General features: G+C 47.5%; 20 protein-coding genes and 1 pseudogene. All 21 read left to right on the forward strand.

Going from position 1 to position 17,818, the window contains the following annotated elements; translation table 11 throughout:
* A partial coding sequence (locus tag DW937_RS13915; RefSeq protein WP_120121366.1) for a DUF4368 domain-containing protein occupies nt 1-247 on the forward strand: 247 nt, incomplete at its 5' end.
* Nucleotides 234-1,385, forward strand: a pseudogene (locus tag DW937_RS13920) (DNA topoisomerase); the annotation flags it as partial. The gene DW937_RS13915 and the pseudogene DW937_RS13920, both read left to right, overlap by 14 nt.
* 57 nt (nt 1,386-1,442) lie before the next feature.
* Complete coding sequence (locus DW937_RS13925) at nt 1,443-3,314, forward strand: recombinase family protein (protein ID WP_120121371.1); 1,872 nt, start codon at nt 1,443-1,445, stop codon at nt 3,312-3,314.
* A complete protein-coding gene (locus DW937_RS13930) occupies nt 3,311-3,688 on the forward strand; it encodes a TnpV protein (protein WP_120121374.1) in 378 nt (125 codons plus the stop codon). Before DW937_RS13925 ends, DW937_RS13930 begins: the two co-directional genes overlap by 4 nt.
* Before the next feature lie 15 nt (nt 3,689-3,703).
* Entirely contained in the window at nt 3,704-4,093 is a 390-nt protein-coding gene (locus tag DW937_RS13935; RefSeq protein ID WP_165852946.1) for a DUF4314 domain-containing protein, read from the forward strand.
* A gap of 132 nt (nt 4,094-4,225) precedes the next feature.
* A complete protein-coding gene (locus DW937_RS13940; RefSeq protein ID WP_120121378.1) occupies nt 4,226-4,438 on the forward strand; it encodes a helix-turn-helix domain-containing protein in 213 nt (70 codons plus the stop codon).
* On the forward strand, nt 4,419-5,681 hold the full coding sequence (locus tag DW937_RS13945) for a DNA cytosine methyltransferase (RefSeq protein WP_120121380.1): 1,263 nt from the start codon (nt 4,419-4,421) through the stop codon (nt 5,679-5,681). The genes DW937_RS13940 and DW937_RS13945 overlap by 20 nt, the downstream gene beginning before the upstream one ends.
* Nucleotides 5,682-5,696: 15 nt before the next feature.
* Nucleotides 5,697-7,208, forward strand: coding sequence for an AAA family ATPase (locus tag DW937_RS13950; RefSeq protein ID WP_120121383.1), 1,512 nt, complete (start codon nt 5,697-5,699; stop codon nt 7,206-7,208).
* 22 nt (nt 7,209-7,230) lie between these two features.
* Nucleotides 7,231-8,466, forward strand: a complete 1,236-nt coding sequence (locus DW937_RS13955; protein WP_165852947.1) for an LlaJI family restriction endonuclease — start codon at nt 7,231-7,233, stop codon at nt 8,464-8,466.
* Between the two features lie 5 nt (nt 8,467-8,471).
* Complete coding sequence (locus DW937_RS13960) at nt 8,472-8,939, forward strand: very short patch repair endonuclease (RefSeq protein WP_120121402.1); 468 nt, start codon at nt 8,472-8,474, stop codon at nt 8,937-8,939.
* A 26-nt stretch (nt 8,940-8,965) separates the two neighbouring features.
* Entirely contained in the window at nt 8,966-10,120 is a 1,155-nt protein-coding gene (locus tag DW937_RS13965; RefSeq protein WP_120121388.1) for a Shedu immune nuclease family protein, read from the forward strand.
* A 67-nt stretch (nt 10,121-10,187) separates the two neighbouring features.
* Nucleotides 10,188-10,511: a DUF3847 domain-containing protein gene (locus DW937_RS13970; protein WP_112091956.1), complete on the forward strand. Its 324-nt coding sequence runs from the start codon at nt 10,188-10,190 to the stop codon at nt 10,509-10,511.
* 268 nt (nt 10,512-10,779) lie between these two features.
* Nucleotides 10,780-12,351, forward strand: coding sequence for a MobQ family relaxase (gene mobQ, locus DW937_RS13975; RefSeq protein WP_347561915.1), 1,572 nt, complete (start codon nt 10,780-10,782; stop codon nt 12,349-12,351).
* A 12-nt stretch (nt 12,352-12,363) separates the two neighbouring features.
* Nucleotides 12,364-14,229, forward strand: a complete 1,866-nt coding sequence (locus tag DW937_RS13980; RefSeq protein ID WP_120121392.1) for an AAA family ATPase — start codon at nt 12,364-12,366, stop codon at nt 14,227-14,229.
* 106 nt (nt 14,230-14,335) lie between these two features.
* Entirely contained in the window at nt 14,336-14,512 is a 177-nt protein-coding gene (locus tag DW937_RS13985; protein WP_117505380.1) for a transposon-encoded TnpW family protein, read from the forward strand.
* A 40-nt stretch (nt 14,513-14,552) separates the two neighbouring features.
* The gene (locus DW937_RS13990; protein ID WP_347561916.1) at nt 14,553-15,209 is read left to right on the forward strand and encodes a DNA topoisomerase; all 657 of its coding nucleotides are present in this window, start codon (nt 14,553-14,555) and stop codon (nt 15,207-15,209) included.
* A complete protein-coding gene (locus DW937_RS13995; RefSeq protein ID WP_120121397.1) occupies nt 15,209-16,096 on the forward strand; it encodes an LPD16 domain-containing protein in 888 nt (295 codons plus the stop codon). Before DW937_RS13990 ends, DW937_RS13995 begins: the two co-directional genes overlap by 1 nt.
* Before the next feature lie 8 nt (nt 16,097-16,104).
* Nucleotides 16,105-16,620: a YodL domain-containing protein gene (locus DW937_RS14000; RefSeq protein ID WP_120121399.1), complete on the forward strand. Its 516-nt coding sequence runs from the start codon at nt 16,105-16,107 to the stop codon at nt 16,618-16,620.
* Nucleotides 16,610-16,813, forward strand: coding sequence for a transposon-transfer assisting family protein (locus DW937_RS14005; RefSeq protein WP_120121405.1), 204 nt, complete (start codon nt 16,610-16,612; stop codon nt 16,811-16,813). The genes DW937_RS14000 and DW937_RS14005 overlap by 11 nt, the downstream gene beginning before the upstream one ends.
* 173 nt (nt 16,814-16,986) lie before the next feature.
* Nucleotides 16,987-17,334 carry a DUF6054 family protein gene (locus tag DW937_RS14010; protein ID WP_112122235.1) on the forward strand — a complete coding sequence of 116 codons (348 nt, stop codon included), beginning with the start codon at nt 16,987-16,989 and terminating at the stop codon, nt 17,332-17,334.
* 1 nt (nt 17,335) lies between these two features.
* Nucleotides 17,336-17,722 carry a DUF2500 domain-containing protein gene (locus DW937_RS14015; protein WP_015536783.1) on the forward strand — a complete coding sequence of 129 codons (387 nt, stop codon included), beginning with the start codon at nt 17,336-17,338 and terminating at the stop codon, nt 17,720-17,722.
* Nucleotides 17,723-17,818 lie beyond the last annotated feature (96 nt).

Consider the following 17,818-nt stretch of genomic DNA (forward strand, 5'->3'; position numbering starts at 1 on the left):
TGAACTGACCGAGAAGATTGAGCAGTACGAGCGGGAAGGCCGTGCTGAACACGATCAGCTGGACAAGATTCAGGATTTTATTGATGAAGTCAGCAAGTACGCTGGTATCACCGAACTGAACTATAAGATTCTGCATCAGCTGATTGACAAGATTCTGGTATCCAAAGCGGAAAAGGTCGATGGCGAATACGTCCAGAAAATCCAGATTTTCTACCGCTTTATCGGCCCATTGGATGCCATCGAGTAACAAAGTCAGAAAAGTCACCTCCGAGAACTATCCTACAGACGCAGGACGCGAGGGAGAGCTGATTTTCCGGCTTGTTTACCAGCAAGCCGGGTGCAAAAAGCCATTTTCACGACTCTGGCTTTCCAGCATGGAGGACAGTGCAATCCGGGAGGGCTTTGCAACTCTGAAACCGTCAACTGAATACGATGCCTTGTATCAGGCTGCACTCTGCCGGGAACGTGCCGACTGGATGGTCGGCATTAACTGTTCCCGGCTTTTTTCGTGCCTGTACGGTCAGCCTTTGGCGGTCGGGCGTGTTATGACCCCGGTACTGGCGATGACGGTCGTGCGCGAAGCGGCGATTGCCGCCTTTGTGCCGGAAAAGTTTTACACGGTGGCTTTGTCATTTACGGATGGCGGTACGGCATCCAGCAAGCGATTTTCGCAGAAGTCAGATGCCGAGACGCTGCTTAAAAATTGCAGAAAGGAGGCTCACACCACCGTGCAGAAAGTCGAGCGCAAAGAGAAAAACGAGAAGCCACCGCTGCTCTACGACCTGACGACCCTCCAGCGTGATGCGAACCGCCTGCTGGGGTACAGCGCACAGCAGACCTTGGACTATGCGCAAAGTTTGTACGAGAAAAAACTCATCACCTATCCCCGCACGGACAGTCGTTTCCTGACCGATGATATGGCGGCATCCCTGCCGGAGCTGGTGGCGACTGCCGCAGGAGCATTTGATTTTCACGAAGATGTTCCTGTTCATGCGCAGCAGGTCATCGACAGCAGTAAGGTCACAGACCACCATGCACTGCTGCCTACGGCAAGCGTGGCAAAAGCCGATTTGTCTGCACTGCCCGCTGGGGAACGGAGAATCCTGCGGCTGGTCGTTGCACGGCTGCTCTGTGCTGTGGGCGAAGCTCACCGCTATGCCGAAACCACCATGACCACCCTCTGCGCTGGCGAGGAATTTACCGCCAAGGGCAAAGTGGTGCTGTCGGATGGCTGGAAAGGCATCGAGCGTAAAATGCTGGGTGATCTGCTGGGCAAGAAAAAGGAGCCTGCTGTCCTGCCGGATGTGCCGGAGCAGAGCGAATGCGGCATTACCGGGGCCGAACTGAAAGAGGGGCAGACCTCAGCTCCAAAGCATTTTACCGATGTGATATGTTATCACTGTGGGTAGTTGATATACAGAACTGGAGGTGAGAAACGACCCATGAAAAAGAAAAAAGTCAAGGAAATCGGCATAACAGCGTTATATGAGCGGCTTTCTCGCGATGATGACGGAGACGGTGACAGCAATAGCATTGTTCATCAGAAGCAGATGCTTGAAACCTATGCAAAAGAGCATGGGTTTATCAATCTGCACCACTACACAGATGATGGTTGGTCTGGAGCGTCCTTTGACCGTCCGGCATGGAATGAACTTGTTTCCGGCGTAAAGGACGGAAAGATAACGACTGTTATTGTCAAAGACCTTAGCCGGGTTGGGCGTGACCATCTTCAAGTCGGCTTCTTTACAGATATTCTCTTTCGAGAAAAAGAAGTTCGTTTTATTGCCGTTGGTAACAGCATCGACAGTAACGATCAGCAGAGCAACGAATTTGCACCGTTCCTGAATATTATGAACGAGTGGTATGTCCGTGATACCAGCAAGAAAATTAAGGCTGTTCTAAAATCAAGAGGTATGTCCGGAAAGGCACACACCAGCAATTCACCCTGCTATGGTTATGTCAAAGACCCAGAAAACCCAGATCATTGGGTTGTGGATGAAGAAGCGGCTGCGATTGTCCGAAGGATTTTTCAAATGAGCATAGACGGCAAAGGTCCCTATGAAATTGCAAGATGCCTTGCAGAAAGCAAGGTCGAGCGTCCCTCGTACTATCTCGCCAAGAAAGGAATAGGGAATCATCAATCAGATTGTGATTATAACAATCCCTATATGTGGCGAGGAAACACAGTTGCCTCGATACTTGATCGTCTTGAGTACACTGGCTGCACTGTAAATTTTCGCACCTACAAAAAATCGTACAAGGAGAAAAAGTCCCAAAAGGCTGATAAAGCAGATTGGGTGATTTTTGAAGGAACACAAGAACCGATTATCGACAAAGAGACGTGGAATATCGTTCAGGGACTACGCAAGAATGTTAGGCGTGCAGACTCTCTAGGCGAAGCGAATCCCCTTACCGGAAAAGTCATTTGTGGAGAATGCGGTTCTGTAATGTACAATCATCGTCGGAAGAACGGAAGAATACGAGTTTACTACACGCCCAAAGGTGAACGGAGAGAGAGCTTTAGCAAACCAGAAGATTGTTATTCTTGTTCCCAAAATGCTCTCGGTCGTCAAAAATATCAGAAAGTTTGCTCGTGCCACGCTATCCGAACTTCCGCCCTCAGAAAAATTGCTCTTGAGTGTATCCGCAGAACTTGCGCCTACGTTAATAACAATCAAGAAGAATTTTTGAATCTTTATAATCAAATCTCGGAATCACAAAGTCGCACCCGTTTAGAAGAACTCAAGAGCAGAATTTCTAAGGCTGAACGTCGAGCAAAAGAAGTAAGTGCGTTAATTCGTAAAATATATGAGGACAATATCGCAGGCAGACTGTCAGATAAAATGTTGGAAAGTCTTTTGGAAAGCTATGAAAAAGAAAAGGCTAGCCTTGAAAAAGAAGAAGATGAGTGCCACAAGCAACTAGAGCAAGCAGAAAGCCAATCGCAAAATACAGAACATTTTATAAAACTGGCACACAAATATACTGACTTTTCAGAATTAACACCCTCAATGATCAACGAGTTCATTTCCAAAATCGTTGTGCATCGTCCCATTGAATTGAGTGGCACTCGGACAGTAGAGGTCGAAGTATATTTGAATTATATCGGAAAATTCAGTGTTCCGGAAGAACCGGTTATACTATCAGAAGAAGAACTTGTCGAAAAAAAGATTGCAGATGAAAAGCGTGAAAAGAGTCGTGCTGCAAGCCGAAAGTATATGACCGAATACAGAAAACGCATCAAAGAAATGAAAGAAGCAGGACTTCTTGAACCGAAGAATATCTCGGCAGAAATGAAAGGAGAATGGTTATGAAAGAATCCATCCGCGACACCACCAATGGACTTGACTATACCCTTGTCAACGACTACTATCTGCCGAATCTGACCGCAGCAACCCCGGCAAAGCAGCACCCCATCGGGCGGTGGGGCCGCTTACATAAGAACTATCTGAAAGAACAGCACCCCATCCGGTACAATCAGCTTGTTTTGTCCGGTGAATTGGGCAGCTATCTTGCCAAGCTGGACGAACAGGCCGAAGAACAGCTTGCTTTGATCGTCCAGCAGATGCAGGAAGCCGAGGGTGTGACCGAAGCCCTGAAAGCTGCCAATCAGATGGAATGGGTGCAGCGGATGAACAACATCCGCAATCGCGCCGAAGAAATTATTTGGCAGCAGCTATTCAAATGAAGGGAGATGCGCTCTGTGGTTTATCCGTATAGAGTATTATGCTATTCCAAAACCAACATTTTATCATTCTCTGCAAGCTATCAGCTACCAGAAGCCGCTATTCACACTTTTTGCGAGCAATGTCAAAAGAGCGAATATGTACAGGTCAAATGTGTATTGACTTCGACTTCTTCAGAAAAAATGGTTCCTCTTAATTTACTGTCCAGTGATCGAACTATGCTAATTGGGATGTATATTCAATCTCTTGAAATACGAGATTGTGGTGCACCCGCAGCCAATGATATAGGAAAGATTCAAAAAATAGATGATTATGGACAATTCCATACACTTTGGAAAGCGGGAAAGAACTTTACGGTTCTACCGGGAATTGATAGTTTTGTAATAATTCACAACAATTTCGGGTAGACATACTAAAGAGCGGAAGGCATTACGCTTTCCGCTCTTTAGTATGTCTACCAAAGTACTCTCTATAAATTGACATTGTTCGTCCGGCAGTATATAATGAATATGTATGTTGATTTATTAAGGGGTGCAAGCATGGAGTATATGACCATTCAGGAAGCATCCGACAAGTGGAACATTTCAGCAAGGCGAATACAGGTTCTTTGTTCGAGTGGACGTTTGTGCGGTGCTGTCAAATTTGGTCGTCAGTGGGCAATTCCTTGTAATGTTGACAAACCGATTGACGCAAGAATCAAAAGCGGTAAATACATTAAAGGAGACTGCCAAAATGACAAAAGCAAAATATAAGGTAAACTCTTTTTTCGCCGGTATCGGCGGCTTTGATTTGGGATTTGAAAATCAAGGATTTCAAACCGAGTACCTTTGTGAAATAAATCCATTCTGCAATGAAGTCCTTTCCTTTCACTGGCCTAATGTAAAAAAAGGAACGGACATCTGCGCTATTGACGAATCATCCATCCCAGTTGCTGATGTTTGGTGTGGGGGCTTTCCCTGCCAAGATGTTTCTGTTGCACGAGGCGCATCACAACGTCTTGGTTTGGATGGAACTCGATCCGGTTTGTTTTTTAGGTATGCTGAACTGATTGAAAAAAAACGTCCAAAAGTGGTCGTGATTGAAAATGTCGAAGGTTTATTCAATTCTAATGGTGGCCGCGACTTTGGCGTTATTCTTCAACGCATGACCCAGCTTGGCTATGCTGTTGCATGGAGATTGGTAAACAGCCGATACTTTGGCGTTCCCCAATCCAGATCACGAGTTTACCTTTGCTGTTGGCAAAAGGACTTAGCTAGGGCCACTCATGTTATGTTCGATTCAGTAGGAGCGCATTCCACTAGCAATGCCCGAAAAGATTTTGTGACAGAGGCCTCAAAGCCAAATGAATACCCCAAAGTTCCAAAAGTTGCTTATTGTTTGGCTGCCACTTCTGGTAGACATACCGGAACCGACTGGAGCCGCACATATATTGTATGTGATGATGGCGTTCGCCGAATGACACCGTTGGAATACGAAAGATTGCAGGGATTCCCGGATTATTGGACGCTTCCAAGCAAATACGATGTTGATGATGATAATACCGATACTCTTCGATATACTGCAATCGGAAATGCAGTTTCCGTTCCTGTGGTCGAATGGATTGCAAAGCGCATTTCCAAACAGTTGAGTTCTAAAACTGATACCATGGAACAGAAAGATGTTCTCCAGTATGTTCCTGAATTCAAGAAGTCAAAATGGTATAGTGGAAATCTTGCTGATATAGATTTTTCAAATTCTGAAACCACTTATAAATGGCCGCGAGCCGGCATTGCATGGGAAGGTTCCTATGTTGGAGGCAATGTTCCTCCTTCCCCCGCAGAAAAGATTCCTTCATCACTGTTGGATATTGTTGAAAAGAAACATGTTAATCGAAAATACTATCTAACTCCCAACGCAGCAGAAGGCATCTTAAGACGAGTGGATAATCAGGGACGTCAATTATTTGCACCGTTGCGTATTGCTTTGGAAAAGGAAAAGGCAAAAAAAGATAACTGATAAGGGGCTTACAGTATGGAAGATATGCGGTTTGCAACACTTAGACTTGGAAAAACCAGCGTAGACGAAATTAAGCGAATGGACAAGAGTTCACCGGGAATTGTTGCTACTGATTTTAGCATCAGTGTAAAATGCACACAGGTTCCGCCCGATCTCAATTCTGGAACCTATGTGTTTATTTGGTTGGGTTCAGACAATAGCAAAGGAATTCAAACCGAATGGAAACAAGGCTTCAAATCGATAGGTGCTGTGTCGAGTGTTGTTCGAGCCGAAAAATACAATGATGAATCAACCATTTTGGTCTCCATTAAGTATATTTTTCAGAACGCGGTCAGTCGGTTAGATGTTCTCAAAGATGCTCCGGCAGAATATTACTGGTGTTCGGCACTCCCGATCATTGGAATTGACGATCACTCCAACCAGACCGTCCGTATGTTTACACCTGACAGTGAGCGGTGTAGCACAGAAGCTTTTCTTTGTGCGTTAAATATCACAGAGACCAATCTTAAAGAAAGCCTTTGTAGTATTGACAGCCGTTTCGCCCACTTGTTTAACTTTAGCACAAAGCGTACTAACGGAAATCCTGAAGCTGCCCAACAGCAAATTTCTCGAAAGACGGGTGCAGAAAACATCCTGTTATACGGTGTTCCCGGTGCAGGAAAAAGCCACTATATTAAATCCCATTTTTGTACTGATGCCTCAAAAATGGAACGAGTAGTATTCCATCCGGATTATTCATACTCGGATTTTGTAGGGCAAATTCTTCCCAAAGTTGAAGATGGGGTGCTTAGATATTTGTATTCGCCGGGTCCCTTTACAAAAATTTTGAAGAAAGCATGGCAAGACCCACAAAATTATTATTATCTTGTAGTCGAAGAACTAAATCGAGGAAATGCCCCTGCAATCTTCGGTGAAATTTTTCAGCTATTAGATCGTAAAGCTGACACCGAGGCATATCCTGACTGTTATGGTGAAAGCGAATATGGCATATCAAATTCAGATGTTGCAAATGAAGTATCCGGAAACCCGGATGCAATAGTGTTTATTCCATCTAATCTCTGGATTATTGCAACAATGAATACCGCAGACCAAAATGTATTCACCCTTGATACTGCATTTCAGCGTCGTTGGATGATGAAGCACATTGAAAACGACGTAATGTCTACAAAGCACGCCAACGATAAAATCGAAGGCTCCTTAATTAGCTGGGGAGTGTTCGCAACTGTTATAAACGAAGAAATTCTTAAAGTAAGTGATGGAGTTCTAAGTTCAGAAGATAAAAGACTTGGAGCATATTTTATTACAAAGCAGGAGCTTTCAACAGAACGCTTTCCTGAAAAGGTTCTTAAGTACTTGTGGGATGATGCTTTCAAGATGAATCGAGATAGCCTTTTTGCTGCCGAATGTAATTCTTTTGATGCAGTCACTGCTATGTATCGTTCTAAAAGCGACAAGGACCCATTGAGCCAAATTATAAATCAATCGGTATATACTGAAATGCTGAACAGAATGAACAATTTGGCATAATTTTCAACATGTGAGGTGTGCCGTGTCTGAATATGTAATTAAAAGCCACTGCCATATAAACACCAATCGTGAGTCTGATACATTTGTTGGTCTTGATTGCAGAAACGAAGAACTTACAGTGAATTTTCCATTAGGATATCAATTGTCAGATAACGATTCCGGTATACGAAAAGATATTCTGCTTTTGATGCGGACATTGGCACTTGCATCTTCTGCGCAGAATAACACTGTAAATTTCAGCGATGAAAAAGCGGAATATTCATCTTTCCCACTGCAAGAATATCTATTTATTATTTCAGACTTCTTCAGTCGTGGCTATTATCAGGAAAGAGAAAGCTATTATTCCGTTTCACCTCGCGGAAAAATCGACTGGAAAAGGACAATCAAAACCCAATCTCCTTACATTCAAGGAAACAATATTGTCTACTTAAACTATGTAACACGGCAGACATCTTTGAAAGATGCAGGCTATATTACGGAAATACATAAATATTGCGTTTATGAGAGTTTCCGCAAAATCGGCTGGCTTTTTACTTCATTTATGCCCCCAAAGCCTGCCATTCAATTTAATCAAAACCTATTCGTTCAAATCTTAAAATCCAAATGTCAGCAGACATTTAATGATCTCAACAAGCAGCTTTTTGAAAGCATGATTGCAATTATCAGCTGTGCTGGCAATGCGTCCAATCAGAACGACTTCAAATTTGGGACAAATCGTTTTGAGTATGTTTGGGAAAAAATGATTGACCGAACCTACGGAATCGCAGAGAAAAGTACGTTTTTTCCAAAAACCAGATGGCATACATTTAATGGGGCATATTCTAATGCAAGCCTTGAGCCTGATAGCATTATGCTCTATCAAGGAAATGTATATGTGCTGGACGCTAAATATTATAAGTATGGTGCAACTGGAAAATTGTCCGATTTGCCAGAATCCACCTCAATCAATAAGCAGATTACATACGGCGAATTTATAGCTGAACAAGAAAAATTTAAGAAAAACTTTGGGGCAGATTTTTATGTGTATAATGCCTTTTTGATGCCCTATAACTCAAAGAGTTCACTTTGGGAGAATGCAGACAATTATATTTGCATCGGTGAGGCAATAAGCGATTGGAAGCACAATCAGAAAACATACGAACATATTTTGGGTATTTTGGTAGACGTTAAACACCTGATGAATCTATACTGCCGTTCAGATACATCAGAGATTGAGCAGTTGGCACAATGTATCAAACATTTCTGTTGCCATAAATGACTGTTATGGATGACTTGACAAAAGAGCAGCGACACCGCGCGATGTCGCACATTAAGGCAACTGATACAAAAATCGAAGTGCTTCTTAGAAAACACCTTTGGAAAAAAGGCATTCGGTATCGAAAAAATTATGCTTTACTTCCGGGAAAGCCTGATATTGTGATTTCAAAATATCGAATTGCAATATTTTGTGACAGTGAGTTTTTTCACGGAAAAGACTGGGGTCACTTGAAAGAGCACCTAAAAAGCAGTATTAACAGTGTCTATTGGTTAAAGAAAATACAGCGAAATATAGACCGAGATACGGAAATCACTAAACAACTGCACTCCCTCGGCTGGACAGTTATCAGATTCTGGGGAAAGGACATCATACAAAATCCAGAAGAATGTGTTCAGACAATAGAAGACGCCATCCTTGAACAAAAAATTCAGCAAATCGAATTAAGACAACCTTCATTTCCTCCCCAAAAATAATGTAGACATTACGAGGTTATTAGAGTATGGCCGATTGTTATATCAATGTTCAGTCTACATCGGCGACATCAGCAACCACATCACCACTGCTGCTAAATGAAACCGACTTATTGAGGCTGCAATTTCTACCGACACTTGCAGATAATCAAAAGGAGCCGTGTAAATCCGTTAGTGGAAAAATTCTATTTGAAAAGAAGCCCAAGAATGCCCCTTGTTTTCCAAGTGATGTCAGTTACAAAAGTTTAAAAGTTTCGCGTGGTTCAGTTAAAGTCGGCGATTGGATGGAAATAAGCCTAAGTGCTTCGGAAACCTACGAGTTATATATCGGCCTTAAATCGCTATATGATTTATACGGTTGCATGGATGGCATTCCTTATGGAACTGCTACATACGCTCGGTTAGATAGTGGTTTCAAACAATTTCTTGACTTTGTGCAAAATGACCCTACTGCTGCCCGAATGCTTGTAGCTTCTGAAAACCAAGAACTGCTAAAGCAACTCCTTCGTTTAATAACACAATCAGAATCTCGTGAATCATTACAACAAAGTCTTGAAAGTCTAGAAAATTCAAGCCTTGACTGTCTGTCAGACACATTGAACATTGAAAAGTTGAAAAGAGTTGCTCAACTTATGGAGAGCAACATGGACAACTGTTCAGAAGAGTTTTGGCAAAGTACCGTATTCAAGGAGAATCAATGGGTTTTAGCTCAGATTTTTTCAACCCCTTGCACAATTTATGAAGATAAGGCGTATGTCGGCGGAAAGTCCATGAGTAACAGAGATGGCAACGTATGTGATTTTATCTATCAAAATGAACTTTCACAAAATATTGCTCTCATAGAAATCAAAACACCCTGTACTCCCATTATTGGCAATAGCTATCGTGCCACATATAGTTTTAGTTCTGAAATGAGTGGTGCTATCAATCAAGTTTTGAACTACAAGGATTCTTTGACAAAGGAATTTTACAGCCTCCAAAGTAAAAGTTCTCCCCGATTTGAAGTATTCAATCCCAAATGTGTGGTAATAATTGGGAGAATTTCAGCAATGGAAGTTGATGAAGTTGCTGCTTTCGAGCGTTTTAGAAACAGTTTGAACAATGTTACAGTTGTTACATTTGACGAATTATATACACGCATAACCGGTTTGATTACAATGCTTTCAAACAAGCAAAGCGAATAATTTACATAGGCAGAGAAGTTATCAGATAGACTTCTCTGCCTTTTGTTATCTATTTGAAAGGAGCGTGATGCCATTGACCCAACCCAAAACCGACCTTGCCTATCTCCGCAGCGAAAAAGCCAAAGCAGAGCAGAAGCTGCGCGCTTGTCAGCACCGGGAGAAAATCCTTGAACGCCAGATGTCGGAGCTGAACCGGAGAGAGCGTGTGCATCGTCTTTGCACCCGTGCCGGAATGCTGGAAAGTTTTCTGGTCTGTCCGGGAGAACTGACCGACGATCAGGTGATGGAACTTTTGAAGATCTCGTTCCGTCAGCCTGAAGTCGTGCTGGCGCTTGCAAAGATGGTGCATGATGTTCACGAACGTAGCAACGTTCAAAACCCTTTAGAATAAAGGGCGCAATTATACACCGTTCCGGTGAAATTGCGGTCTTGCAGACGGCTCGATGAAATCGAAGCTGGCGTTTGTGCGCCAGCCCGATTCCATCCCAAGGAAAACTGCATTTTCCTTGCGCTGCTTTGCAGCTATCCTTTTGCGGCTCCCGCCTGAGACCGAAGCGCACAGCACTCCGCTCCAAGGCGGCGAGTACAACCGAATACGATTCCAGACCGTTCACAAGAGCAATCTTGCTGGGCGGTCTTTTTGTTTGGGGGTGATGCCTATTCCGTGTCCGCATTTCAAAATCACCATCGTCAAGCGCAGCCAAGGGCACTCCGCTGTTGCCGGGGCCGCTTACCAGAGCGGCGAACGGCTGTTCAGCGAGTACGACCAGAAAACGAAATTCTACAACAAGAAGAAAGAACTTGTCCACGCCGAAGTCATGCTGCCGTCCCATGCACCACCCGGATTTGCAGACCGGGCAACCCTCTGGAATGCCGTGGAAGCCGTGGAAAACCAGTGGAACTCCCAGCTTGCCCGACGCATCGTGCTGGCGTTTCCGGTGGAGGTGCCGAAAGAACAGTATCTCTCCATGATACAGGAATTCTGTCAGGAGCAGTTTGTTTCCAAAGGGATGATTGCTGACTTTGCCATCCACGACAAGGGCGATGGGAACCCACACGCCCACATTCTGCTGACGCTCCGGGCAATGGATGAACACGGCAAGTGGCTCCCGAAAGCCCGAAAGGTCTACGACCTCGACGAAAACGGCGAACGTATCCTGCTTCCCTCCGGCAACTGGAAGTGTCACAAGGAAAACACGGTGGACTGGAACGACCAGAAGTACGCCGAGATCTGGCGGCATAGCTGGGAAACCATCACCAACCGCTATCTGGAAGCGGCTGGCCGCCCGGAACGTGTTGACCTGCGCTCCTTTGAGCGGCAGGGCATCCAGCAGATACCGACCGTGCATCTCGGCCCTGCCGCACACCAAATGGAAAAGCGTGGGGTGGAAACCTTTCTCGGCAACCTGAACCGGGATATTCGTGCGGCCAACAGCCTGATGCAGTCCATCCGCAGCGCAATTCGTGGGCTGCAACGCTGGATCGCAGACCTGACTGAAAAGAAGCAGCTTCTTCTGGACGCTCTGGAAAAGGCGAAAGAACCCACGCTGTCCGACCTGCTGGTGGACTACTTCAATCTCCGCAATGAGCAGCGCAGCGATTGGTCTGGCAAGGCAAAACTGAAATGCACTGTTCGGGACTTTGAGGAAGTCAAACGGGCTGTGGACTATCTGAAAGCCCATTCGCTGAACACAGTCGAGGACTTAAACGCCGCAATCAAAGACCTGAGCCAGACCGCTGCCCCGCTGCGTAAGCAGCTAAAGCTGAATGAGAACCGTATGCGGGCAATCGCTCAGATCAAGGACGCCGCTGCCGTCCATGCCAAGTTGAAACCCGTCCACGACACCTTTATTAAGAAAAACTTTAATCTGACCAAGGACGCTTACGCCGCCCAGCACAAGGACGAGCTGGACGCATTCAACAAAGCCGTCCGCACCTTGATGAAGCTGAACGGTAGCACAGCGGTGAATTTTTCGGCATTGGATGCCGAATTTTCTGCGCTGCAATCCGGCAGCGCAGAGCTGCGCACCCAACTGGAAACCTTGCAGCCAGACATCTCCGCACTGAAAAACATCCGCAAGTATATCGACATGGTGCTGAATAAGCAGCAGCTTTCCGCACCGGGCGGCAAGACCCCGGAGAAGGAATCGGTGCTGAAAAAGCTGGAAGAAGCCAAGGCAGCGCAATTCCAGAAGAAAGCTGAGCAGAAGAATCACACACAGGAGCTTTAAGGAGGGAGCAACATGACCTACACCCAAGCCCAGATCGACAAAGCCAATGCGGTGAATCTGGAAAAATTTCTCCGGGCACAGGGCGAAACGCTGGTGCGCAGCGGAAAAGAATACCGCTGGAAAGCCCACGATAGCCTGACCGTCTGCGGCAACAAATGGTTCCGGCACAGCCAGAGCAAGGGCGGCTTTCCGGTGGACTTCGTGATGGAATTTTACGGCAAGTCCTTCCCCGAAGCGGTGCAGATGCTGACCGGAGAGACGGGCGAAGTCCAGCCGGAGGCTGACCCCGCCCCCTCTCTGGCGTTTCGTCTGCCGCTGCGGAACGTCACCAACGCCAACATCCTGAACTATCTGACACGGGAGCGAAAACTCAGCCCCTCGCTGGTGAACTTCTTTATCGCTGCCGGAGATATTTACGAGGACGCAGCCCACCACAACGTGGTCTTTGTAGGGCGGGATGCCGATGGGCATCCTCGCTACGCAAGCAACCGTGGGATTCGGGAGAAGTTTCGGCAGGACGTAGCCGGCGCAGAAAAGGCGTTTGGCTTTGCCCATCGTGGCACCGACAAGCAGTTGCTGGTCTTTGAAGCCCCCATCGACCTGCTGTCCTTCATCGAACTGTTTCCGAAAAACTGGCAGCAGCACAATTATCTTTCGCTGGGCGGGGTGTCGGGCAAGGCGCTGCGGCAATTTCTATCGGAACGCCCGGATGTGGAGCGGGTGTTCTTTTGTCTGGATGCCGACAAAGCCGGAGAGGATGCCTGCAAGCGGCTGGCGGGACTGTTGCCGGACACTGTAAGCGTGACCCGCATCCAGCCCTGCATGAAGGATTGGAACGATGCTCTGGTGCACCGGGCAGAGATCCCGAACCGCAATTATTTCAAAAGCATCGTGCTGAAAGAGCCCCCGAAGAAAGATTCCGTGAAGATCATCCGCATGAGCGACGTGGAGTTGACCCCGGTGGAATGGCTTTGGAAGCCGTATCTGCCCTTTGGAAAGCTCAGTGTTCTGCAAGGCAATCCGGGCGAGGGCAAGACTTATTTTGCCATGCACCTTGCCGCTGCCTGCACCAACGGAAAACTGCTGCCTAACATGGAGCGCATGGAGCCCTTCAACGTGATCTACCAGACCGCAGAGGACGGTCTGGGCGATACGGTCAAGCCCCGCCTGATCGAAGCCGGCGCAGACCTTGACCGGGTGCTGGTCATTGACGACAGCGAGGTGCAGCTGACACTCTCCGATGAACGAATTGAAAAAGCCATTGTCGAGAACAACGCCCGACTGGTCATCATCGACCCGATCCAGGCGTATCTCGGTTCCGATGTGGACATGAACCGGGCAAACGAAGTACGCCCCATCTTCATGCGGCTGGGACAGGTAGCGCAGCGAACAGGCTGCGCTATTTTGCTGATTGGGCATCTGAACAAAGCCGCCGGAATGCAGAGCTTACAGCGAGGTCTCGGCTCCATCGACATTGCCGCCGCCGTGCGCAGCGTCATGTTCATCGGCAAGCTGAAGCACGACCCCACCATGCGCATCCTCACCCATGAGAAAAGCTCCCTTGCCCCACCGGGAGCGTCACTGGCGTTCTCTCTGGGGGACGAGGGCGGCTTCCGCTGGGTCGGCGAGTACGACATTACCGCAGACGAGATGCTGTCCGGCATCGAGCCGCAGCGGGAAACCAAGACCCAGCAAGCCAAAGACCTGATCTGTGCCCTGCTTGCCGGAGGAAAGCAGGTGCTCAGTGAGGACATCGACAAGGCGGCTCTGGAAAGGGGCATTCCCGGCAGAACTGTCCGAGATGCCAAGCGGGAACTGGGCGATGCCCTGAAAAGCAAGATCGTGGAAGGCCGCAAAAAGGTCTTTTGGATGGAATGAGCCATTTGACTGGCAGAAAAATTTGGCTGGCAAGAAAATCATGGTACACCCACAGTTGCCAGTCTGCCAGCCAAATTGGGAAAATGACGATTTAAGGAGGAATTGAATGGAGAATGTGAAAGTGCCCGAAAACAAGAACCTCACCCCTGACGGGTCTTTTAAGACGAAGGATGGCCGTACCACCTATCTGGTGAGCGTGTTTTTTAATCACGACAGCACAGAAACCGCTGAAAGCAAGGTGAAGCGGCTTATCATTACCGACCTGAAAAAGAAATGTGGTTAAAATCCACTTCCCACCTTGACAACTCTAATCAGAGGACACCCTGCTGCACGCTATGGAAACCGCCAGTGCGGACAGTATGCCGGAGGGCGTGGAACGTCAGGGCATTGGCACCCCGGCAACCAGAGCTGCTACCATCGAAAAGCTGGTGCAGAAGGGTTTTCTGGAACGCAAAGGCAGCAAGAAAACCAAGGTGCTTCTGCCCACCGACAAGGGCAAAGCCCTGATTACGGTGATGCCCGAAGAGATCCAATCCCCGGAAATGACCGCCGATTGGGAAACAAAACTACTGCAAATCGAACGTGGCGAAATGGAGCCGAGCGAATTTATGACCGAGATCAATACGATGATTACCGAACTGGTAAAGAACACTGAAATGAAAAAAGGAGTGAATGCGCTTATGAAAAACAAAATCATTGGTGTCTACCCGAACTGTGGTGCAAATGTTGTGGAGCGTGAAAAGGGCTGGTTCTGTGAGAACCGGGAGTGCCGTTTCGTGCTGTGGAAGGACAATGCGTTCTTTAAGCGTCTGGGCAAGCGGCTGGACGCTCATGTGGCAGACAAGCTGCTGCGGGATGGACGGGTTCGCCTGAAGGACTGCCGCAGTGCCAAGGGCAAGCCCTACAACGCCACCGTGCTGCTGTCCTGTGAAGCCGATGGCCGCAGCAAGTTTTCGCTGGAATTTGAGGGTGGGTGCTGATGGAGCAGATAAAAGAAGCGGTCTACCTTATCAACGATGAACGCTATCTGCATCTCCGGGAAAACAGTGCAGGGGTCGGCTTTGCCACTTATAACAAGGTAACTGGCGAGCCGCTGGAAAGTGGGCAGATCTCGGAAAAGAATCTGCCGCCCGATGGACAAAACACCATCCCTGCCGCCCGGAACTGGTATCTGTTTGAACTTTCGGACGATGACCGTAAGGCCATCCAACAGGAAAGCGTAAAGATCCTCGAAAACATCCCGCAGGCGGGCATCGGCAGGCGGCGCATCTGGGAGCCGGAAACGCTGCCGAAGGATATTCGTCTCATCAACAGCCACTATGACGACATCTACCGCATTCCCGATGGCGGAGTTGTACAGGTGGATTACCCGGATGGGCGCAGCTTTACGGCACGGCTGGAACATCTGGATGATTATCACTTTGACATGGGCGGTCTGGGCAATGTGTTCCACATCTGCCAGTTTGCCGAGGTCATGGAACGAAACCATGCAGACTTCTACCCGGAGATTCAAACACAGGACGAGCAGGCTGCATGGGAACTGGGCGGCAAAGGCTACCTTGCCATCCAGTCCTATGAGGATGGATGGGACTACACCATTTACCACAGCGATTATTCTGTGATGGACGGCGGGCAGCTGAATGCCCCGGAACTGACCATTCAGGAAGCCCGTGAGCAGATTCTGGAAGCACACCACATGGAAAAGGGCCGGCGGCTACTGCAGGACTACGATGCAGTCATGGATAAAGTTGCGGAAGCCGAGGAACTGAGTGCAGACCATCGCCCTTCCACACTGGAAAAGCTGGCAGAACTGGCAAGTGATACGTCTGCGCCAAAATCCTCTGCACATTCTGCACCGGAACTGTGAGGTGGACGATGCAGCAAAAATGGAACCAGAATTTTGACGGTGAACCCATGACAGACATCCCGCAGAAGTTTCTGAACGCAGGGTGCGATGTTTATATGGTGATGCAGCTGCGGCATGACGAAAAAATCCTCGATGAAAGATTTGCTTCCATGCGGGAACTGCATCGTCGGGGCAAAATGCCAGACCCGGAGCATTATGAGGTCACCTACTATGCTGATTTGCCCGTCATGTGGCAGGATGTGCCGAACAACGAGATTTTGGAAGAACTATTTCAGATGTTCAACCTCTCCCGTCCGCAGGATTTTGAGGGGCACAGTCTGTCGGTCAGCGATGTGATCGCACTCAAACGCAATGGCGAGATATCTGTGCATTATGTGGACAGCATCGGCTTCAAAGATTTACAGGGGTTTCTGGACAAGCAGCCGGAACGCCCTTCGGTACTGATGAATCTCAAGGAAAAGTGCGATGCCCCGGAGTGCAATCCTACCGTCTGCCGGAAAGCGAGGGATGAACATGAACTTTAACCATGAGGAACTGATGCTGATGATGCTCTACAACACCGGCACCCGGCTGGGGCTTATCTACGAATTGCGGCTCATGCAATGCTATCTGATGCCGGACGAGACCGCTCTACGGGAACTGTCGGAGGGCGTTATCGAAAAGCTGAAACTGCTGACCGATGCAGAGTTTGGCGAGTTAGAATTTCCCCAGGACTGATTATTGCCGCCTGCGGGCGGCGTACATAAAGTATTTTGTTCTTCCAAAAGATATGCTATAATCAAATTAGACAAAATTCCTCTCTTCAAGCGATTTCTCCGCAATTTTCCTGTGGCTCTGCTCGTATCAAAAATAAGGGACCGATTTTTAATTGTCAGAACGGAGGAACCATTATGGCAATCTTTGAAAAGACCATCCGAAACAAAAACTTTGACAAGCTGCTTCGGAAGCTGGAACAGGAGATCCCGGACAGCAGCTGGTCGGCCGATCTGGAAGCAGGCAGTGACTTCAAAGAAGGCGATGCCCGGTGCAGTGTCCGTGTGTTTGAGCGGTACAGCATGATAGGCGGCAACCGCCTGAGCCTGACGCTGACCCTGTTCCAGAATGGAGACAGTCCGATCCGCCTGTCTGCCATCACCGCAGGCGGCAGTCAGGCGGTGTTCTTCAAGGTGAACACCCTTGGAGAAGAATCTTTTCTGGACGATGTAAAGGACCTGCTGGAAGAAATTTTGGAGGAGTAAAATGTTTTTTGGATGGTTTGACGCTATATTCAGCTTCATTTTCCCAATCCTGTTCCTGCTTTTTATTGGAATGTTTTTCTTTGCTCTAATTTCAAATCTCCGCACATGGAACAAAAACAACCACTCGCCGCGGCTTACCGTTCCGGCAACAGTGGTAGCAAAGCGCACCGATGTTTCGCATTCCAGCAGTGCCAATGCCGGAGATATGTCCGGTGCGCACGGATACGACACTAGCACATTTACATCGTACTATGTGACTTTTCAGGTGGAGAGCGGCGACCGGATGGAATTTGAAGTGGACGGAAGCGATTATGGTCTGCTCGTGCAGGGCGACATCGGAAAGCTGAGTTTTCAGGGCACCCGCTATCTTGGGTTTGAGCGGAGCTAAGTGTTTCTTACATTATATAGTATGGAGTGCTGTATGAACGATTTGTTTATCCAAGGGCTGACCATCGACTGGAACAGAGTTCGCCCATACAATTAT

The sequence above is a fragment of the Faecalibacterium sp. AM43-5AT genome, from assembly GCF_003603345.1.
Classification (GTDB): domain Bacteria; phylum Bacillota; class Clostridia; order Oscillospirales; family Ruminococcaceae; genus Faecalibacterium; species Faecalibacterium taiwanense.